Consider the following 18,070-nt stretch of genomic DNA (forward strand, 5'->3'; position numbering starts at 1 on the left):
CCCCGGCGGGTTCGGGAACACCCGCCGGGGCGCGCGCGTTTTCCAGGTGACGGGTGACGCCCGCTACGACGGGGAGGACGAGCATGAGCCACGAGGAGACCGCGGCCGAGGCCGTGACACGCAAGGAGCGGTTCGGCGCGCTGCCCGAGCGGATACGCCCGGAGGACATGGTGGAGACCAGGCCCGCGACCCAGCACGATCCGGACCGGGACGCCTACGACCCGGACGAGTTCGCGGTGCGCTACGGCCTCTGAGCCGCCGCCGGGACCCGGGCCGCGCCGTGGGCGAGCAGGCTCTCGGCGCAGTCCAGCACCGTCTGCCGGGCCGGGCGCGGCTGCCGGCGCGGCAGCCGCGCCGCCTTCTCGGTGCTGTGCCGGTTGCGCCGGCCCAGCGCCGGAGTGATCTCCCGCAGCGCGGAGTCCCGGAAGCGGGCCGCGGGGGGCACCGCGAAGTCCGGCAGCCGACGGGTGGAGACCTGCCGCCCGCGCTCGCCGGGACTCTCCCGCAGCACCCGCGCCGGCTCCGCCGTCCACACGAAGCTCACCGGTGCCGAGGAGGCGTTCGCCCGCGGCGGCCGGTGAGGTCATGGCCCTGAGGTGGAGGTCGACCAGGTCCCGGACGTCCACCACCTCCAGGTACGGGCCGTTCGTGGCCGCGATCGGCATCCTGCTGGACGCCGGGACGGCGGACGGCACGCTCAAGCCCGGCATCGACCCGGAGGACGTGCTCCTCCAGCCCGGCGCGCTGTGGCGGATCGACCCGGCACGCGGTGACGCCGACGCGCGGGCGGCGCGGATCCTGACGCCGATCGAGGACGGACTGCGGGCCTGACACGACGGACGGCGGGGCGGGGACCGTGTTTCCGGTCCCCGCCCCGCCGTGGCAGGAGTGTCCGCGGGTGTCAGGCGCCGCGGACCTCCGCGATGGTGACCGGCCGGTGCTCGTGCAGGGACAGCGTGCAGGCGTCGGCGATCCAGCCGGCCTCCAGGGCGTCCTCGACGGTGCAGGGGGAGGGCCGGGTGCCGGCCACGACCTCGGTGAAGGCGGTGAGTTCGGCGCGGTAGGCCGCCGTGAAGCGGTCCATGAAGAAGTCGTGCGGGGTGCCCGCCGGGAAGGTCACGCCGGGCTCGACCGAGCGCAGCGGGAGCTTGTCCTCCAGGCCGACGGCGATGGAGTCCGCGAAGCCGTGCAGCTCCATGCGCACGTCGTAACCGCGGGCGTTGTGCCGGGAGTTGGAGACCACCGCGATGGTGCCGTCGTCCAGGGTGAGGATCGCGCCGGTGGTGTCGGCGTCCCCGGCCTCCTTGATGTAGTCGGCACCCCGGTTGCCGCCGACCGCGTACACCTCGGTGACCTCATGGCCGGTCACCCAGCGGATGATGTCGAAGTCGTGCACGGAACAGTCCCGGAAGATGCCGCCGGACGCGGCGATGTACGCGGCCGGCGGCGGGGCCGGGTCCAGGGTGGTGGAGCGGACGGTGTGCAGCTTCCCCAGCTCGCCCGCCTGGACGGCGGCCCGGGCGGCGACGAAGCCCGCGTCGAAGCGGCGGTTGTACCCGATCTGGATCGGCACGCCGCTGCCCTGGACGGCCCGGAGGACCTCGACGCCCTCGGCCATCGTCTTCGCGACCGGCTTCTCGCAGAAGACCGGGACACCGGCCTCGACACCGGCCAGGATCAGGGCCGGGTGGGCGTCGGTGGCGGCGGCCACGACGATGCCGTCCACACCGGCGGCCAGCAGCGCCTCGGGCGAGTCCACGACCTCGGCACCGAACTTCTCCGCGGCGGCCTTGGCGGCGTCCGCGAACGGGTCGGTGAAGACGAGCGACTCGACGACGTCGAGCCCGGAGAGGGTCTCGGCATGAAAAGCACCGATACGGCCGAGGCCGAGGATTCCGATACGCATGTGCCTGTAACTCCTTGATGTATGACGCGCCCCAAAGGGGCGCGGGGCTGTATCGATATGCGGCTGCCGCCGCGCGGGCGCGACCAGCCACAACGAACCCGCAGAGGACCTCCGGCCTCAGCTCTCCCGTCGCGCAGCGGCGTGCCGCAGCCCGTCCCGCAGCACCCGCGGCGCCCACCCCTCCCGCAGCGCCCGCCGCACGAGGTCCGCCTGCGAGGGCGGTGCCATGCCGTCGACCGGCGGATCGCTGTCGAGGTTGGTCGGGAACGGGTAGCCCTCGGCGCTCGCGGCGATGACGTGCTCCAGCCACGCCTCGCCCGCCCCCTCCGACCGGCGCCGGCGCAGCACCGGGTAGACCGCGTTGGCCACCGCCTCCCGGTCCACGGTCTCCATGGCCCGCCCGAACGCCGAGGACACCTGGAGCAGGTTGGCCATCCGGCGCACGTCGAGGGTGCGGTTGGTGCCGGCCGCGTGGAACACCGCCGGGTTGAAGAACACCGCGTCGCCCTTCGCGAGCGGCAGCTGCACGTGGCGGGCCTTGAAGTAGTCCTGGAACTCCGGCCGCCGCCAGGCCAGATAGCCGGGCTCGTAGGTCTGCGAGTAGGGCAGGTACATCGTCGGCCCCGACTCCACCGGCATGTCGCCGTGCGCGACCGCGCCCTGGAGGGTGAGCACGGGGGAGAGGCGGTGCACATGGGCCGGATAGTCCGCCGCCGTCTCGTCGGAGAGGAAACCGAGGTGGTAGTCGCGGTGCGCGGTCTGCGCCGCGCCGCCCGGGTTGACCACGTTGACCTGCGAGGTGATCTGGTAGCCGGGGCCCAGCCAGGCCCGGGAGACCAGGGCCACGATGTCGTTGGCGTAGTAGTCGGCGAACGCCTCCGGGTCGTACAGCGCCGCCTTCTCCAGGGCGTTCCACACCCGCTCGTTGGCACCGGGCGTCGCGAAGTGGTCGCCGGCCACGGCACCGGACTCGTGCTGCTCCGAGATGAGCGCCTCGAACACCGCGGTGGCCCGGTCGACCACCTTCGGGTCGGGGAACGCGCCCTTGAAGACGACGACGCCGGGACCGTCGGTGAGGGCGCGGACGAGTTCGGTCCGTACCTGGTGGGCCGCGCCGGCGGTGCGCAGCCGCTCGCTGTCGTAGACGAGGACGTTCTCCTCGACGGCCGAGGCGTGCGGGTAGGCGGCCGGGTCCGTGGTCCGCTCGACCAGGGCACGGAAGGTGTCGAGGTCGCAGTCCTGCTGCGAGAGCCAGGCACGGCCCTGTTCGGCGGCAAGGGACATCGATGTCCTGCTTTCGGTCACGGCCACGGTCACGGCCACGGCGGGGCTCTGCCATTCTTGTCAGCACAAACCCCTCGAACAACCAGCAGCGACCCATCAAAAACCCCTCAAGGAGGCAGCCCGTGGGCCACCCCTTCCCCATCCGCGAGATCGCCCGTCAGGCCGGGCTCAGCGAGGCCACCGTGGACCGGGTGCTGAACGGCAGGGGCGGCGTCCGGGACAGCACCGCCCGCGAGGTGGAGCGGGCCATCGCCGATCTGGACCGGCAGCGCACCCAGGTCCGGCTGGTGGGCCGAACCTTCATGGTCGACATCGTGATGCATGCGCCCGAGCGGTTCACCACGGCCGTGCGCGGCGCGCTGGAGGCCGAGCTGCCGGCACTGCACCCGGCGGTGGTGCGCTCCCGGTTCCACTTCCGGGAGACCGGGCCGGTGGAAGAGCTGCTGCGGACGCTGGACCGGATAGCCCGCCGCGGCTCGCAGGGCGTGATCCTCAAGGCGCCGGACGTCCCCGAGGTCACCGCCGCCGTCGGGCGCCTCAGGTCGGCGGACATCCCGGTCGTCACCCTCGTCACCGACCTGCCCGCCAGCGGCCGGCTGGCCTACGTCGGCAGCGACAACCGGGCCGCCGGCGCCACCGCCGCCTACCTGATGGGCCAGTGGCTCGGCGACCGGCCCGGCAACGTCCTCACGAGCCTCAGCAGCGGCTTCTTCCGCAACGAGGAGGAGCGTGAGATGGGGTTCCGCAGCGCCATGCGGGCCAGATACCCAGAGCGCGCCCTGGTGGAGATCGCCGAGGGACAGGGGCTGGACGCCACCCAGTACGACCTGGTCCGCGCCGCCCTGGAGCGCGACCCTGAGATCCGCGCCGTCTACTCCATCGGCGGCGGCAACATCGCCACCCTGCGCGCCTTCGCCGACCTCGGCCGGGACTGCGCCGTGTTCATCGCCCACGACCTCGACCACGACAACACCCGGCTGCTGCGTGAGCACCGCCTGTCCGCGGTCCTCCACCACGACCTGCGCCAGGACATGCGCGAGGCCTGCCACCTGGTGATGCGTGCCCAGGGCGCGCTGCCCCCGGCGGGCCCGACCCTGCCGTCGGCGATCCAGGTCGTCACGCCCTACAACATGCCCGCGCCCACGATCCGCTGAGCGCGTTCGCGACTCGCCGGGGCGGGCTTGCGACTCGCCGGGGCGCGTCTACGACTCGCCGGTCGCGCTCACAGATTGATCGCGTACGCCTTGCGCAGCGTCTCGTGCACCGTCCAGGTCGTACGATCGCCCGCGCGCAGCACGGCCATGTCCCCGGGACCCACGGTGAACGTCGCCCCGCCCTCGACCTCGATCGTCGCCGAGCCGCTGACCACCACGAACAGCTCGTCCGCCTCGGTGTCGGTGACCACGCCCGGGGTGATCTGCCAGATGCCGCGGAGCTGCTTGCCGTCGGCCGACTCCCAGACCACCTTCCCGGTGACCTCGGGCGTGCCGGAGACGATCTGCGCCGGGTCGAGCGGATCGGGTTCGAGTTCGGCGTCGGGGATGTGCAGGGCGAAGCTGTGCGTCGTCATACGGCGACCCTAGCGAGCCGGCCGGTGTCCCGGCCGTGGACAGGGTGTGGGGCATCCGGCCTGGTGGGAGGACACTTCGTCGGGCCGTGCCCGGTGGCGTCCGGGCCCGGCCCGGGTGATCGTGGAGGGCATGCCCGACTCCCCGGCGGCCGTGGCCCGGCCGCGCGCGCACGACACCCGCGAGGCCGTCCTGTTCGGCGGGGTCTACGGCGCCGTGCTGGCCTGCTCGATGGTGGCCGCGCTCACCCAGTACGGGCACACCTCCGCGGCCAGCCGCCGCTACGACGCCCTCTGGCTCCTGGTCACCGCCTGCGCCTCCGCCCTGGCGCACGGCTACGCCCACTACATCGCCGAGCGGGCCCCGCACCAGCGCTGGGACGCGCTGCACACCCTGGCCGACGAGTGGCCGCTGGTCACGGCCGTCCTGCCCACCGTCTTCCTGCTCGCCGGCGCGGGATGGGGCTGGTGGCCGCCGAAGGGCGTCGAGTATCCGGCCTTCGTTCTGAACATCGTGATCCTGTTCGGCCTCGGGATCGTCACCGCCCGCTGGTCGGCGCGGAGTTGGCCCTTGGCCGTGCTCATCGGCATGGTCGACGCGTTGCTCGGGGTGATCGTGGTGGTCGCCAACGCGCTCATCAAGTAGGTGCCGCGTCGATGCAGTTCATTGAACGGTAAACGGGTTTACGATCACTCAAGGTCACTGTTCCTCCGGGCAAGGAGCCGGCATGACATCCGAAGACGCGGTCACCGCAGCGGCCGTCGACAGCCTGCGGGGCACCGACGACCCCCGGCTGCGCGAGCTGCTCACCGCTCTGGTCCGCCATCTGCACGCCTTCACCCGCGAGACCCGGCTGACCCGGCGCGAGTGGGAGACGGCGATCGCGTTCCTCACCGAGACCGGGCAGACCTGCACGGACACCCGGCAGGAGTTCATCCTGCTCTCCGACGTGCTGGGCCTGTCGATGCTGGTCGAGACGGTCAACGGACACAGCGGCCCCGGCAGCACCGAGTCGACCGTCCTCGGCCCCTTCCACATGACCGAGTCCCCGGTCCGGGAACTCGGCGCCGGCATCGACCTGGCGGGCACCGGCGAACCCTGCGTGGTCAGCGGCGTCGTCCGCTCCGCCGACGGCACCCCGCTGCCCGGCGCGGTCCTGGACGTGTGGCAGGCCGACCCGCACGGCTTCTACGACGTGCAGCAGCCCGACGTCCAGCCGCCCGGCAACGGCCGCGGCCTGTTCACCGCCGACGACGAGGGCCGCTTCCGGTTCCGGACCTGCGTGCCCAGCGAGTACCCGATCCCGACCGACGGCCCGGTGGGAGGCCTGCTGAAGGCCACCGGACGGCACCCCTACCGCCCCGCCCACATCCACTTCATCGTCTCGGCCGCGGGACATGCGCCGGTCACCACGCACATCTTCGTCGCCGGTGGTGCGTACCTGGACTCCGACGCCGTGTTCGCGGTCAAGGAGAGCCTGGTCAAGGACTTCACCCCGACCGACGACCCGGCCCTGGCCGAGGAGTACGGCGTGCCGAACCCGTTCCGGCACGCCCGCTTCGACCTGGTCCTGGAGCGCTCGTGAACCCCTTCGACTTCGTCTACGAGACCCGTCCCGCCCGGGTGGTCTTCCGGCCCGGTGCCGCGCTCTCCGCACCCGCCGAGGAGGCCCGTCACCTGGGGCTGCGGCGGCTGCTGGTGCTCAGCGGCGAGCGGGGCGCGGACACCGCGCGGGCGGTCGCCGACTCACTCGGGGACGCCTGCGCGGGCCTGCACACCGGGGCCCGGATGCATGTCCCCGTGGAGGTCGCCGACCGGGGCGTCGAGGCGGCCCGGGCCGCGGGCGCCGACGGCTGTGTGGCCGTCGGCGGCGGCTCGGCCATCGGGCTCGGCAAGGCCGTCGCGCTGCGCACCGGACTCCCGCTGATCGCCGTGCCCTCGACCTACGCCGGCTCCGAGATGACCCCGGTCTGGGGCCTGACCGAGCACGGCGTCAAACGCACCGGCCGCGACCCCGTCGTCCTGCCCCGCAGCGTCGTCTACGACCCCGAACTCACCCTCTCCCTGCCCGTCCCGCTCTCGGTGACCAGCGGGATCAACGCCCTCGCCCATGCCGTCGAGGCGCTGTACGCCCCCGACGGCTCGCCGCTGATCGCGCTGATGGCCGAGGAGGGCGTACGGGCACTGGCGGCCGCGCTGCCGGAGATCGCCGCGGCCCCGGACGCCGTAGCGGCCCGCTCCCGCGCCCTGTACGGCGCCTGGCTGTGCGGGGCCTGCCTGGGCGCCACCACCATGGGCCTGCACCACAAGCTGTGCCATGTCCTCGGCGGCACCTTCGGCCTCCCGCACGCCGAGACCCACACCGTCGTCCTGCCCCACGCCCTCGCCTTCAACGCGCCCGCCGCGCCGGAGGCGGCCGCCGCCGTGGCCCGGGCCCTCGGCGCGGACGATGCCCCGACCGCCCTGCAGGAACTGGCCGGTCGCCTCGGCGCACCGCGCTCCCTCGCCGAACTCGGCCTGAAGGAAGCGGACCTGGCGGTTGCCGCGGCCCAGGTCGCCGGGCAGCCGTACGCCAACCCGAGACCGGTCACGACCGACGAGGCACTGAGCGTGCTGCGCGCGGCGTACGAGGGCGGGCCGGTCCGGTAGCGCCGCAGGGCCCCGCACGGTCGTACCCTTCTGCGAGTGTCTGCTCGGTTACCATGCGCGATGTGAACTCACGGGTGGCGCGGGGACTTTGGGCAGTGGCGGGCGCCGCCGGGGCGTTCGCCGCGGTCGCCGCGGGCTGGCAGGTCCTGGGCGACGTGGGACCGGAGCAGCTCGCGTTCGCCGGAGTGAGCGCGCTGATCGGCGGAGCGCTCGCCTGGTTCCAGGCCGACAGCGCCGTGCGGCCGTCGGTGCCACAGCGTCAGGTGCCCCGGGAACTGCCCCGTGACATCGCCGACTTCACCGGCCGCGGGACCGAACTGTCCCGACTGGACGACTTGTTGCGTACGAGGAACCGGCCGACCGGGCCACTGGTCGCGATCTCCGGCCGGGGCGGACTGGGCAAGACGACACTCGCGGTACGGGCCGCGCAGCGTGTCGCAGCCGACTTCCCCGACGGACAGCTGTTCACGAACCTGCGCGGGTACGACGCCACGCCGGCCGAACCGGCCGAGGTGCTGGGCAGCTTCCTCCGGTCGCTGGGTACCGACCCGCACGCGATTCCCGACGCCCAGCAGGACCGCGAGCAGATGTTGCGCACGCTGACCGCCGGACGCCGGCTGCTCATCGTCCTCGACAACGCCAACGGACCCAGGCAGGTGCGGCCGCTTCTTCCCGGCGGGCCGGACTCCGCGGTGGTCGTCACCAGCCGAGCCCCGCTGAGCAGCATCGAGGGGGCCCACCCGGTCGTCCTCGGCCTCCTGAACCCTGACGAGGCGGTCGAGTTGCTCGGCCGGGTCGCCGGTCCGGAACGGGTGGCGAACGACCCGCAGGACGCACGGCGGCTGGTGGCGCTGTGCGGGCACCTGCCGCTGGCCGTACGCATCGCGGGGGCGCGCCTGGCCGAGCGTCCGGACCTCGGCCTGCCCGCCCTGACGGAGCGTCTCGCCGACGAACGCCACCGGCTGGACCACCTGGAGATCGGCGACCTCGACGTCAGATCCACATTCATGATCAGCTATCAGGGCCTGACGGCCGAGCAGCAGCGGGCGTTCCGGCTGCTCGGCCGCTTTCCCGGACCCGACTTCGCGGCGTGGCCGCTCGCCGCGCTCATGGACATCCCGTCGCGCGACGCCGAGCGCCACCTGGACGCACTCGTGGCCGCCCAACTGCTCGACCCCGTACGCCCCGACGAGACCGGTGCCCCCCGTTACCGGTTCCACGACCTGCTGCGCGCCCTCGCCGCCGAGCAGCCCGAACCTGAGGCCGACGCCGCGGCCGACCGGCTTCTCGGCGCGTATCTCGCGCTCGCCGCCGAGGCGGAGGACCGGTTCCAGCCGGGGGAACTGCGCAAGACCAGTCCCCACCCGCGCTATGAGATCGAGGCCGAGGACCGCGAGCGGCTGCTGCGTGACCCGGTCGCGTGGTTCATCGCAGAGCGGCACGACATCGTGCCGTGCGTGCGGTTCGCACACGAACGGCAGGGCTGGGATGCGGCATGGGAACTCGCCCACATCGCCGCTCCGTTCTTCGAGATGCTGGCCGCCTGGGACGACTGGGACGCGGCGTTGGGCCTGGCGCTGGCCGCGGCCCGGCACTCCGGGAACCGCTGGGCGGAATCGATCACGCTGTTCGACGCCGGGGCGCTCTCCCGCTACCTGGGTCGGCCCGATGAGGCAATGGCCGCCTACGAGGAGGCGCTGGCCGGGTACGAGGCGTCCGGCGACCGGCACGGCATGGCCGCCGTCAGGTTGGGGCAAGGCATCGTCCACCGCAATCGGGGCGAGCGGGACACGGCCGCGGAGCGGCTGACCGCCGCCGCCGAGCAGTTGGAGGCCGCCGGGGACCGCCGGCTCACCGCGCAGGCACTGCGCAGTCTCGCGGTCGTCCGCTGCGGCCAGGAGCGTCACGACGAAGCCATCGCGCTGTTCCGACAGGCCCTGGCGGAGTTCCACGATCTCGGAGACAGGCGGGCCGAGGCCTTCGCCTGGCGTGGTCTGGCACAGGCCCAGCTCGACAACGGCGACCTGGGCGCGGCGGCGAGTGCCTTCGGCAGAAGCCTGGAACTGACCCGGGAACTGCACGACCGCCGGGGCGAGGCCCGGGCGCTGCAGGGACTCGGCCGGGTCGAATCCGCCTTGGGCACGACCGCTGCGGCGTTGCGCCGGTTCGCCCGGGCCAGGGAGATCGCCGAGGAGACCAACGATCAGGTCCTCGACAGCGAGCTGAACAGCGACATCGCTTCCGTGCCCCAGGCGTAGCCGTCCCGGCCGCCGGATGCGCCGCGCCGCACGGCCCGTGCGGACCGGCGAGGCCGGCACGGACCCGCCGCCGATCGGCACGACCGCCGGCATCCGGGTACCGGCCGCCTTCCGAACCCGGCGCCCGGCCTCAGTCCGGTGGCGAGCCGGAGTCAGGAGCGGAGCCGTCGGCGACAGGGAGGCCGAGCCGTTCGAGGAGCCCGGCACGCAGCGGATCGGTGTCCGGAAGGCCGAGTTCGACGGTGATGGCCAGCGCCTGGGTCCACGCGGTGCGGGCGGGATGCGGGCGGCCGGTGGCGCCGTGGACGTCGCCGAGACAGACGAGACCGGAGGCCTCGCCGTGCCGGTCGCCCGTCTGGTGGAACAGTTCGAGGGCCTGCTGATAGCGGTCGACGGCCTCGGCGTGCTCGCCGAGCCGGTGGCGGATGAAACCGAGACTGTCCTGGATGTGGGCCTGCCCGTTGAGGTCCCCGGTCTCCCGCGCCAGCTCCAGGGCCTCACGGCAGTACGTCAGGGCCTGCCGGTGGTCGCCGAGCTGGGCGAGTATCCAGCCGATGTGGTTCAGCGCGGCGGACTGCCCGGCCCGGTCGCCGACGGCACGGTGGTGCGCGAGGCTGTCGTGGGCGTGGCCGAGCGCCTGCTGATGCCGGCCCTGGGCCTCGGACATCCGGGACAGGTGCTGATGGATGCGGGCCCGCCCGGCGTGGTGGCCGGCCTCGCCGAACAGCTCCAGCGCGCGCAGATAGTGCGCGCGGGCCGCGCCCGGACGGTCCAGCCGGTCCTCGGCGAGCCCGAGCCCCCGGTGGGCCTCCGCCTGCCCGACGGCATCGCCCGCGCGCCGGGCGGCCTCCAGCGCGGCGGTGTGCGCGGCGATCAGCGCCCGCCGGTTGCCGTGCCGGTCGAGATAGGTCGTCAGCGCCGAGGCCAGCCGCCAGGTGTGGCTGTGCAGGCCGGCCGCGGGCGCCTGCTCCACCGCGGCGAGCAGGACCGGATGCTCGGCGGTGAACCAGGCCTGTGCCTGCCGGTGGCCGGACAACTCCTCGGCGGCGGCGCCCGGCTGGGCGGGTGGCAGGGGAGTGGGACTGGGCCGGGGGGTCAGCAGGGCGTCCGCCCGGTGCGCGGTGTGGAGGTAGTGGTCGAACATGCGGTGTGCCGCGGCGCGCCGGGTGTCCTCGCTGTCGTGCGTGGCGACCAGTTCGGCCGCGTAGGCGCGCAGCAGGTCGTGGAAGGCGTACCGGCCGGCGGGCTGTTCGGTGAGCAGATGTCCGCGGACCAGTTCGGCCACCAGCACGCGGGCGCGGGCGGCGGGTACGCCGGCCAGCGCGGCGACGGCCGGGAGCGCGGCGTCCGGGCCGGGATGCAGGCCCAGTAATCGGAAGAGCCGGGCGGCCTCCGGGCCGAGCGCCCGGTACGACCAGGAGAACACCGCCCGTACCTCGCTGCTCGCCTCTCCGCCGTCCAGGGCGTCCAGTCGCCGGTCGGCCAGATGCAGCTCCTCGGCGAGGGCGGCCAGCGGCAGTTCGGGCTGTGCGGCGGCACGGGCGGCGACGATCGCGAGCGCGAGCGGCAGGCCCGCGCACCGGCCGACGATCTCCCGTACGGCATCGGGATCGGCCGTCACCCGCTCCGCCCCGAGCCGGCGGATCAGCAACTCCCGGGCCTCCTCGGCGGCGAGCATGCCGACGGTCAGCAGCTGTGCCCCCTCGGTGGCCGCGAGACCGGTCAGCGATCTCCGGCTGGTGATCAACGCCAGACACCCGGGCGCCCCGGGCAGCAGCGGACGGACCTGCTCGGCGTCGCGCGCGTTGTCCAGCACCACCAGTACCCGACGCCCCGCCAGAAGGCTGCGGTACAGGCCGACCTGGGCCTCCAGACCCGCCGGGATCCGGGCCGGCGGCACGCCCAGGGCGTCCAGGAAACCCCGTACCGCCTGGGCGGGGCCCAGCACCGACCCGCTGGGTGTGAAGCCGCGCAGGTTCACGTACAACTGGCCGTCGGGGAAGGCCCGTCGGGCGCTGCGTGCCCAGTGCACGGCCAACGCGGTCTTGCCCACTCCGGCAGTGCCCGACACCGCCGTGATCACCACCGCCGACGGCTGGTCCGCCGCCGAGGCGAGGATGGCCTCCAGCCGGGCGAGCTCCTCGCCGCGACCGATGAACCCCTGGACCCCCATGGGGAGTTGGCCGGGTGCCGCCCCCGGCCAGGGAGTCGCACCCGGCCAGGGGGCCGCCACGGCCGACGGCCGTGCCGAGGGAGCGCTCCGGACCGGTGTACGGGACACCGGCCGTGCGACGGACTCGGCCAGACCTCCCCGCAGGATCGCCTCGTGGACCTTCCGCAGTTCCGCACCGGGGTCGGTGCCGAGCTCCTCGGCGAGCCGCTTGCGGACGGCGGCGTAGCAGTCCAGTGCCTCCGCGCTGCGGCCGGCGACGTGCAGCGCCCGCATCAGGGCCTCGGTCAGCGGTTCCACGAGCGGGTACGCGTCGAGGAGTTCGGTCAGCGGGCCGATCACGGCGACGGGATCGCTGACGCGCGACTCCACATGGGCCCAGGCGACCGCGGCGTCCACGTGCTGCCGCCGCCAGGCCTCACGCACCCGTGCCGCCCACTGCCCGCCGAGCCCGGCCAGCGGTTCCCCGTGCCACAGTCCGAGTGCCTCGCGCAGCAGCGCAGCCCGAGCCTCGTCCGTCCGCCCCGTCTCCCGGGCCCGGCCCGCCAGCTGCCGGAACCGGTGGATGTCCACCTGGTCCTCGCGGGCCTCCAGCAGGTATCCGCCGGAGCGGCGCACCAGACGCAACCGGGAGTGTCCCGAGTCCTCGGTCTGCTCGCACAGCCGGCGCAGCCGGGCGACGTGGGCGTGCAGCGCGCGCCGCGCCCCGTCCGGCGGATCGGCGCCCCACACCCGTCTGACCAGTACGTCGGCCGGGACGGGGCGGCCGGTGTCCACCGCGAGCGCGGCCAGCACGGTCCGCCGCTGCGGTGGCCCGACCTCGGCGGTCCGGCTCTGAATCTGGAGCTCCACGGGTCCGAGAAGGCGTAATTCCACCACGGTATCCACACTCCCCGCACAGCTGTCCTTCACTTGGCGCACACATTCTCGCGCTGGGCGACAACCTATCGACAACGTTCTCAGCCACACTCGAACTTCAGTCTGATGACGCGGACTTCAGTCTGCTGGGGCGTGGAGACTCCACGCACGGCGGCGCACCGCACACGGGGAACGGCGGCAGGGGAGCGCCGGTCGAGCGGTATCCGGGGGAGAGGCACGTGAACGAACAACGGGGAGCCACAGCCACAAGAACGGCGGCATTGCCGGTGCGACCACCGGACCGCCCGTACGACCCGCAGGCACAGCGCACGGCACCACACCCGCCGCCTGCTCCGCATCCGCCGGACGGCGGCGGACGCAGTGTGCTGGAGGGCGCCTTCGCGCTGCTCGGGGCGGTGGAGCGGGCCGAAGAGGCCGGACTGACCAGGCTCGCGGCGGAGTGTGGCCTGCCCAAGACGACCTCGTACCGCCTGCTGGAGCAGCTGGTCGAACTGGGGGCCGTCGAGCGAAGCCGCCGGGGCTACCGCATGGGGCCGCGGATCTTCCGGCTCGGGCAGGGCTGGCAGCCGTACCCGGGTCTGCGCGCCGCCGCCCGGGCACCGGCCCGCCGCCTCGCGCGCATCACAGGCGCGACGGTGGGGCTCAACGTACTGCGGGAGGGCCAGACCCTGGTCCTGGACTGGACGCCCGGCGAGACCGCCGGGGCGCCCGGCCGATCGCTCGACAGCGGGGTCTGGCCGTGGTTCACCGCGGCCGGCAAGGTGCTGGTCGCCGGGGCGTATCCGCGGCTCCCGCTGGGCCCGCTGCCCGGGTCCTGGCATCGGCAGGCCGAGGCGATCCGGGACCGGGGCGTCGCCTTCGACCGGGAGGAGGTGACGGCCGGCGTCTGCTGTGTGGCTGTGCCGGTACCCGGCCCGAACGGCGCGCCGCTGGCGTCCCTGAGCGTCGTGACCGACCCCGCGCACAGTCTGGACCGGCTTGCGGGCGTGGTGCAGCAGACGGGAAGGATGATCGGCGCCGCCCTGCGCGGCCGCTGAGCCGGCGGGCAGCGGACGCCCGGTTGGGGAGGACCTCGGCCGGGCGCCCTTCTCCATGGCACCCGGACCACTGCGCGAGTGCGTTCAGGAGGCCGGAGCAGGGGCCGTATCGGCTGTGCGGCGCAGCCACATGTTGCGGCACGAGATGCCGTACCTGTTGAGGTCCGATCGCTTCTGGAAGGCCTTCCCCTGGTCGGTGGAGAGCCAGTCCTGTACGGCCGACACGACTCCGCCGGTCTCGCCCGGCGGCTTGATGTGGACGCACAGCTCGGGGGAATCTATTACGCCGTCCTCGACCACGAAGAAGCCGTCCTCGGGGACGAACCGCGAGTAGTGGGACAGCCCGGCGTAGGTGGTCTCGTAGGCGTGCCGGATGTCCTCGACCACGAGACAGCGTGCTCCCTGCGGAATGCACTCGGCGACCCGGACGCTGGTCCCCGGATCGAGTACGTCCCCATCCAGCAGGGTGATGTCCTCGGCATAGCGGCTGTCGGCCGCGGCCAGGACGTCATGGGTGTGCTTCTGGGAGAGGTCGACGGAGACCACCCGGATGTCCTGGGGAACCAGACCGTATGCGGCCAGGACGCGCAGTCGATCCCGGAACCACAGCGCCGAACCACCGGAGTGGGTGCCGAGTTCCACGACGACCTGGGCCCGGGAGAGCCATAGCAGGTGTTCGAACATCCGCAGGTCCTCGGGGAATTTCATGAGACGGACACCCGCGTACGAATCATGCACATGCTGGCCCACACGATCCTGCCAGTAAGTCAGCAGGCTGCCTTCGGCAGCGGCCCGCACTTCGGGCGGAAGTGATTCGGGGTCGTGCACGTGGGGCGGCAGGACCACTGATTCCTGGTCGGTCATCGTCTCTCCCTTTCCGGGGTGAGCAAGGAATTCTGGGGTAAGCAGGGAAATTGATGTCACGGGTTTGCCGGGCTGCTCCTGATCACTCGGGCGGGACCTTTCCATGCAGCTGGGAGAGGAGCACGAAGCAGTTGTCCTCGATCTTTTCCGCAGCGGTTGTCGGAGCTTGCGGGCGGGACTCCACGGCCACTTGATCCACGACGGCCCGGTGCCGGACTGCGGCGGTAGGCTCGCAGGCCGGAGAAGACATCCACGAGCTCGTAACCCGTGAACTCCCGGACGAGCGACTGGAAGACGTCGGTCACCGCCTCCCGGTGCGGGTTGCCGGTCGGAAAGGCATTCGCCCGGCACGGGACCACCTGTGCCGACGGGCGGTCGTCGAGGTGAGGTGATCAGGCCGTGGGCGGGGCTGTACCCCTCGCGTGGGCCGACCGGCAGCCGTAGCCGTGGATGTGCTTCGGGTGCCCGTGAGGCGTACCCGTGCCCGCGGCGCTCGATGATGGTGGCGCCTGGGGCGGCCCGGGGTTCGGTAAAGCAACCTCCGCTGCGTCGCCGCCTTCGCGGCCCGCCGACTCGACCATGCCGAACCTGCTTCTGTGCTGGTTGCCGGACTCGGAGACCCGGCCCGGGAATTGACACGGGGAGTTGATGTCACCCTTGCGGCCCAGCCGCACATGACGGCCGGTCCTGGGTCTCGTCGCCGGCCCGCCTAAGCGGAGAAGCTACCACCGCTTACTGGGGCCGGGAAGGGCTCTCTCGCAATGTCACTGGCCTGGTAGGCAGCAAATCCTGCCTAGTGGGGCAGATCGAGGGGTTGAGGGCGAGGCGGTGCGGCTGACTCGCCATCCGTTGAAGGCCTCGTCGGGGAGGGGTGGGCGACAGCGCACCGATACGGCCGACGCGGAAGCGCGCGTCCGTGGGCAAAGGGGTCTCGAAGTCGCGCCATGCGCCGAATAGCCGACGTCTTCGCCTGCCGGGCGCGCCCCGGTGGCTGCTCGAACGTGCACATCTGCGCAAGGAGTTGGTCGTACCTGCCTGGAGTCCTGGAACCCTGGCCCTGGAGCCCTGCCGGGGGCGTGTGGCCGCCGCGGAGCCCTTCGTCCCGGCGGTGGCCGGGCAGGCGACGGCCTCGGTCGGCGCGCACCGCTGTGGCGTCGACGACGACCCGGTCGAGGCCGCCCTCGGTGTTTGCGCGCGAGCGGAGTGGTGAAGATCCCTTCCCATGTGCCGTCGACCGTCCGCCCGCGCACCTGCCGCCCCGTGCTCACCCGACAGGAATCGGCCGAACAGGCGCTGAATACAGCCCAGTTGGCGGTGCCGGGATGCCTCGGGGTTTCCGGTGCCGGCAGCTCGGAGAACTCGCGTCATCGGAGGTCACAGGGCACGTCTTCCGTCGCCGGGGCACCCGCAGGCGACCGACTACCCGTGGGCTCGGCTTCAAATCATGAGCACAAATTCCACACAACCCTCTCTTCAGGCGGGCCCCGATGGTCTAGATTGACCGTGCTTCGCACATGCTGGGACACGAGGCGACAAATGATGATCTATGGGTCCGTCGATACAGACGGCTGGTGGCCGCATCTCTGGCGCCAGACGTGGGGGTGATCAACTCCTGGGGCCCAGAAGGAGCTTCGGGTGCGGGGAGCACCCGGGGTCCCGACGGGTTCCCGTACACCTCGGGAGCCTGGCAGGGCATGCAAGTCCGCTGCGGCAAGGGCGGGTTGTTCAAGTAGCGCTGAAGTAGCCGGGATGTCATACGCGGGGGGCGGGGGCCACCTGCGGGAAGAACAGCGCGGCGCGGGGAGCCGGGGGGCCTCCCGGGGGCGGAAGCGTGCGGGAGGCGGGGGCCTCCCGGGGGAGGAACCGTGTCAGTGCACCATGTCGAACCACTGGGGACCGGGGGGTTTCTGTGCGGCAGGGGGGACTAGTCGACCCTTTTCCGCCGGCGCGCAAGCGTCTGGCGAACGGGGCAATCAACAGGCCGGCGATCGAGTGGGAGCAGCGGTACCGCCGTACCGTGATCATCAGCGACACCGTGGCCACCGCCTTCGTGGCGGCCGGGATCGGCGAGTTCTTCGGGGCCCGGGACGCGGCCAACTGGCACGAGAAGTGGGGGATTCTCGCCTTCGGCACCGAGCTGCTGGTGCTGTCGGCGCTCGCAGTGGGCCGGTCCTGGGCGCCGGCCGTGCTCGGCCAGGGCGCCGAGGAATTCCGCAGGCTCGGACGCTCGCTGTTCGCGGCGACCGTCGTACTGGCGCTCGGCGGGATCGCCCTCACCTCGCGCAACATCAAGCTGTGGATCTTCGTCGCGATCCCCGCGATCGGGCTCGTCACCATGTCCGCGCGGTATCTGCTCCGCCTCTCCTTGCACAAACAGCGCAAGGAAGGGCGGTGTCTCAGACCGGTGCTCGCTGCCGGAAGCCCGGCCACCGTGTGCGACCTGATCACCCGAACCCGCAAGTACCCGCACATCGGCTGGCGGGTGGAGGCGGTGTGCACGTCGGACGGTCGCGGGCTCGACGGAGACGAGCTGGACGGAGTGCCGGTCGTCGGCCGGCTGACGGACGTCGCCAAGCACGTCCGCCACGACGGCTACCGCGTCGTCGCGGTCACACCGGACCCGCACTGGACACCGGACCGGTTGCAGCGGCTGGCCTGGAACCTCGAAGGCAGCGATGCCGAGATGGTCGTGGCCCCGGTGCTGATGGAGGTGGCCGGTCCGCGGCTGCACGTCGACGCGGTGCTCGGGATCCCGCTGCTGCGGGTCAGCCTGCCGACCTTCACCGGTGGCCGCCGGGCGATCAAGGAGGTCGTCGACCGGGTGGGCGCGGTGGTCCTGCTGATGCTGTTCGCGCCGCTGATGATGTTCGCCGCGCTGCTCGTGCTGGTGGACAGCCGGGGCGGGGCCTTCTACCGCCAGCGCAGGGTCGGCAAGGACGGCCGGGAGTTCACGATTCTCAAGTTCCGCACCATGGCCGTCGGGGCACACGGGGCACGTGCCCAGCTCGCCGACCGCAACGAGGGCGCCGGACTGCTGTTCAAGCTCCGCCGGGACCCGCGGGTGACCCGGGTGGGAGCGGTGCTGCGCCGGTACTCGGTCGACGAACTCCCGCAGCTTTTCAACGTGCTCACCGGATCGATGTCGCTCGTCGGTCCGCGGCCTCCGTTGCCGGAGGAGTGCGCCGAGTACGGCCCGGACATCCGGCGGCGGCTGCTGGTCAAGCCCGGGCTCACCGGCCTGTGGCAGATCAGCGGACGCAGCGACCTGCCGTGGGAGGAGGCCGTCCGCCTCGACCTGCGGTACGTGGAGGACTGGTCGCTCGCCCTCGACACAGTGATCTTGTGGAAGACGATGCGTGCGGTGCTCCACGGGCAGGGGGCCTACTGATGCGCGGGGGGCTGCGACTCATGGGTCCCGCCGACGCGCGGACCGCAGGCCACAAGGGCCTGCCTGG

The 18,070-nt window shown here is 72.7% G+C and carries 16 protein-coding genes; 10 read left to right on the forward strand and 6 right to left on the reverse strand.

Going from position 1 to position 18,070, the window contains the following annotated elements; genetic code table 11:
• The first annotated feature begins 83 nt into the window (after positions 1-83).
• The gene (locus tag ACFWPS_RS46045; protein WP_383718065.1) at positions 84-254 is read left to right on the forward strand and encodes a hypothetical protein; all 171 of its coding nucleotides are present in this window, start codon (positions 84-86) and stop codon (positions 252-254) included.
• On the opposite strand, the gene ACFWPS_RS46050 is transcribed toward ACFWPS_RS46045, so the two are convergent.
• The gene (locus ACFWPS_RS46050) at positions 242-544 is read right to left on the reverse strand and encodes a hypothetical protein (RefSeq protein ID WP_383718068.1); all 303 of its coding nucleotides are present in this window, start codon (positions 542-544) and stop codon (positions 242-244) included. The two genes, ACFWPS_RS46045 and ACFWPS_RS46050, sit on opposite strands and share 13 nt — an antisense overlap.
• Before the next feature lie 41 nt (positions 545-585).
• Here ACFWPS_RS46050 and ACFWPS_RS46055 point away from each other — a divergent pair, with 41 nt between their 5' ends.
• Positions 586-831: a hypothetical protein gene (locus ACFWPS_RS46055; protein WP_383718070.1), complete on the forward strand. Its 246-nt coding sequence runs from the start codon at positions 586-588 to the stop codon at positions 829-831.
• A gap of 70 nt (positions 832-901) precedes the next feature.
• On the opposite strand, the gene ACFWPS_RS46060 is transcribed toward ACFWPS_RS46055, so the two are convergent.
• Entirely contained in the window at positions 902-1,906 is a 1,005-nt protein-coding gene (locus ACFWPS_RS46060; RefSeq protein ID WP_383718073.1) for a Gfo/Idh/MocA family oxidoreductase, read from the reverse strand.
• A 117-nt stretch (positions 1,907-2,023) separates the two neighbouring features.
• Positions 2,024-3,190: a phytanoyl-CoA dioxygenase family protein gene (locus ACFWPS_RS46065; protein WP_383718076.1), complete on the reverse strand. Its 1,167-nt coding sequence runs from the start codon at positions 3,188-3,190 to the stop codon at positions 2,024-2,026.
• Positions 3,191-3,312: 122 nt separating this feature from the next.
• On the opposite strand from ACFWPS_RS46065, the gene ACFWPS_RS46070 reads away from it, so the two are divergent.
• The gene (locus ACFWPS_RS46070; protein ID WP_383718079.1) at positions 3,313-4,344 is read left to right on the forward strand and encodes a LacI family DNA-binding transcriptional regulator; all 1,032 of its coding nucleotides are present in this window, start codon (positions 3,313-3,315) and stop codon (positions 4,342-4,344) included.
• A 68-nt stretch (positions 4,345-4,412) separates the two neighbouring features.
• Here the strand turns inward: ACFWPS_RS46070 and ACFWPS_RS46075 are convergent, their stop codons facing one another.
• Positions 4,413-4,760 carry a cupin domain-containing protein gene (locus ACFWPS_RS46075; protein ID WP_217555406.1) on the reverse strand — a complete coding sequence of 116 codons (348 nt, stop codon included), beginning with the start codon at positions 4,758-4,760 and terminating at the stop codon, positions 4,413-4,415.
• Between the two features lie 130 nt (positions 4,761-4,890).
• Here ACFWPS_RS46075 and ACFWPS_RS46080 point away from each other — a divergent pair, with 130 nt between their 5' ends.
• The 4 genes from ACFWPS_RS46080 to ACFWPS_RS46095 all read left to right on the forward strand — a co-directional run bounded on the left by ACFWPS_RS46080 (position 4,891) and on the right by ACFWPS_RS46095 (position 9,665).
• Complete coding sequence (locus ACFWPS_RS46080; RefSeq protein ID WP_383718082.1) at positions 4,891-5,403, forward strand: hypothetical protein; 513 nt, start codon at positions 4,891-4,893, stop codon at positions 5,401-5,403.
• An 82-nt stretch (positions 5,404-5,485) separates the two neighbouring features.
• Positions 5,486-6,343 carry a dioxygenase gene (locus ACFWPS_RS46085; protein ID WP_383718085.1) on the forward strand — a complete coding sequence of 286 codons (858 nt, stop codon included), beginning with the start codon at positions 5,486-5,488 and terminating at the stop codon, positions 6,341-6,343.
• Positions 6,340-7,407, forward strand: a complete 1,068-nt coding sequence (locus ACFWPS_RS46090; RefSeq protein ID WP_383718088.1) for a maleylacetate reductase — start codon at positions 6,340-6,342, stop codon at positions 7,405-7,407. The genes ACFWPS_RS46085 and ACFWPS_RS46090 overlap by 4 nt, the downstream gene beginning before the upstream one ends.
• A gap of 62 nt (positions 7,408-7,469) precedes the next feature.
• Positions 7,470-9,665 (forward strand): ATP-binding protein, encoded by a 2,196-nt coding sequence (locus ACFWPS_RS46095; protein ID WP_383718091.1) that lies wholly within the window; start codon positions 7,470-7,472, stop codon positions 9,663-9,665.
• A 130-nt stretch (positions 9,666-9,795) separates the two neighbouring features.
• On the opposite strand, the gene ACFWPS_RS46100 is transcribed toward ACFWPS_RS46095, so the two are convergent.
• Positions 9,796-12,687, reverse strand: a complete 2,892-nt coding sequence (locus tag ACFWPS_RS46100; protein WP_383718094.1) for a BTAD domain-containing putative transcriptional regulator — start codon at positions 12,685-12,687, stop codon at positions 9,796-9,798.
• 293 nt (positions 12,688-12,980) lie between these two features.
• On the opposite strand from ACFWPS_RS46100, the gene ACFWPS_RS46105 reads away from it, so the two are divergent.
• Entirely contained in the window at positions 12,981-13,751 is a 771-nt protein-coding gene (locus tag ACFWPS_RS46105; RefSeq protein WP_383718097.1) for an IclR family transcriptional regulator, read from the forward strand.
• Positions 13,752-13,835: 84 nt separating this feature from the next.
• Here ACFWPS_RS46105 and ACFWPS_RS46110 read toward each other — a convergent pair whose 3' ends face one another.
• The gene (locus ACFWPS_RS46110) at positions 13,836-14,720 is read right to left on the reverse strand and encodes a CmcI family methyltransferase (protein ID WP_383718100.1); all 885 of its coding nucleotides are present in this window, start codon (positions 14,718-14,720) and stop codon (positions 13,836-13,838) included.
• A gap of 916 nt (positions 14,721-15,636) precedes the next feature.
• On the opposite strand from ACFWPS_RS46110, the gene ACFWPS_RS46115 reads away from it, so the two are divergent.
• On the forward strand, positions 15,637-15,825 hold the full coding sequence (locus ACFWPS_RS46115) for a hypothetical protein (RefSeq protein ID WP_383718104.1): 189 nt from the start codon (positions 15,637-15,639) through the stop codon (positions 15,823-15,825).
• A gap of 699 nt (positions 15,826-16,524) precedes the next feature.
• Positions 16,525-18,003, forward strand: a complete 1,479-nt coding sequence (locus ACFWPS_RS46120; protein WP_383718107.1) for a sugar transferase — start codon at positions 16,525-16,527, stop codon at positions 18,001-18,003.
• The last annotated feature ends 67 nt before the right edge of the window (positions 18,004-18,070 follow it).

Origin of the sequence: Streptomyces sp. NPDC058457, from assembly GCF_042720695.1 — a bacterium.
In the GTDB taxonomy this organism is placed as follows: domain Bacteria; phylum Actinomycetota; class Actinomycetes; order Streptomycetales; family Streptomycetaceae; genus Streptomyces.

Excerpts from the sequence above, each read along its gene's own strand:
- ACFWPS_RS46045 (WP_383718065.1), top strand. The coding sequence starts at position 84 with ATGAGCCACGAGGAGACCGCGGCCGAGGCCGTGACACGCAAGGAGCGG.
- ACFWPS_RS46055 (WP_383718070.1), top strand. The coding sequence starts at position 586 with ATGGCCCTGAGGTGGAGGTCGACCAGGTCCCGGACGTCCACCACCTCC.
- ACFWPS_RS46060 (WP_383718073.1), bottom strand. The coding sequence starts at position 1,906 with ATGCGTATCGGAATCCTCGGCCTCGGCCGTATCGGTGCTTTTCATGCC.
- ACFWPS_RS46065 (WP_383718076.1), bottom strand. The coding sequence starts at position 3,190 with ATGTCCCTTGCCGCCGAACAGGGCCGTGCCTGGCTCTCGCAGCAGGAC.
- ACFWPS_RS46075 (WP_217555406.1), bottom strand. The coding sequence starts at position 4,760 with ATGACGACGCACAGCTTCGCCCTGCACATCCCCGACGCCGAACTCGAA.
- ACFWPS_RS46080 (WP_383718082.1), top strand. The coding sequence starts at position 4,891 with ATGCCCGACTCCCCGGCGGCCGTGGCCCGGCCGCGCGCGCACGACACC.
- ACFWPS_RS46085 (WP_383718085.1), top strand. The coding sequence starts at position 5,486 with ATGACATCCGAAGACGCGGTCACCGCAGCGGCCGTCGACAGCCTGCGG.
- ACFWPS_RS46110 (WP_383718100.1), bottom strand. The coding sequence starts at position 14,720 with ATGGAAAGGTCCCGCCCGAGTGATCAGGAGCAGCCCGGCAAACCCGTG.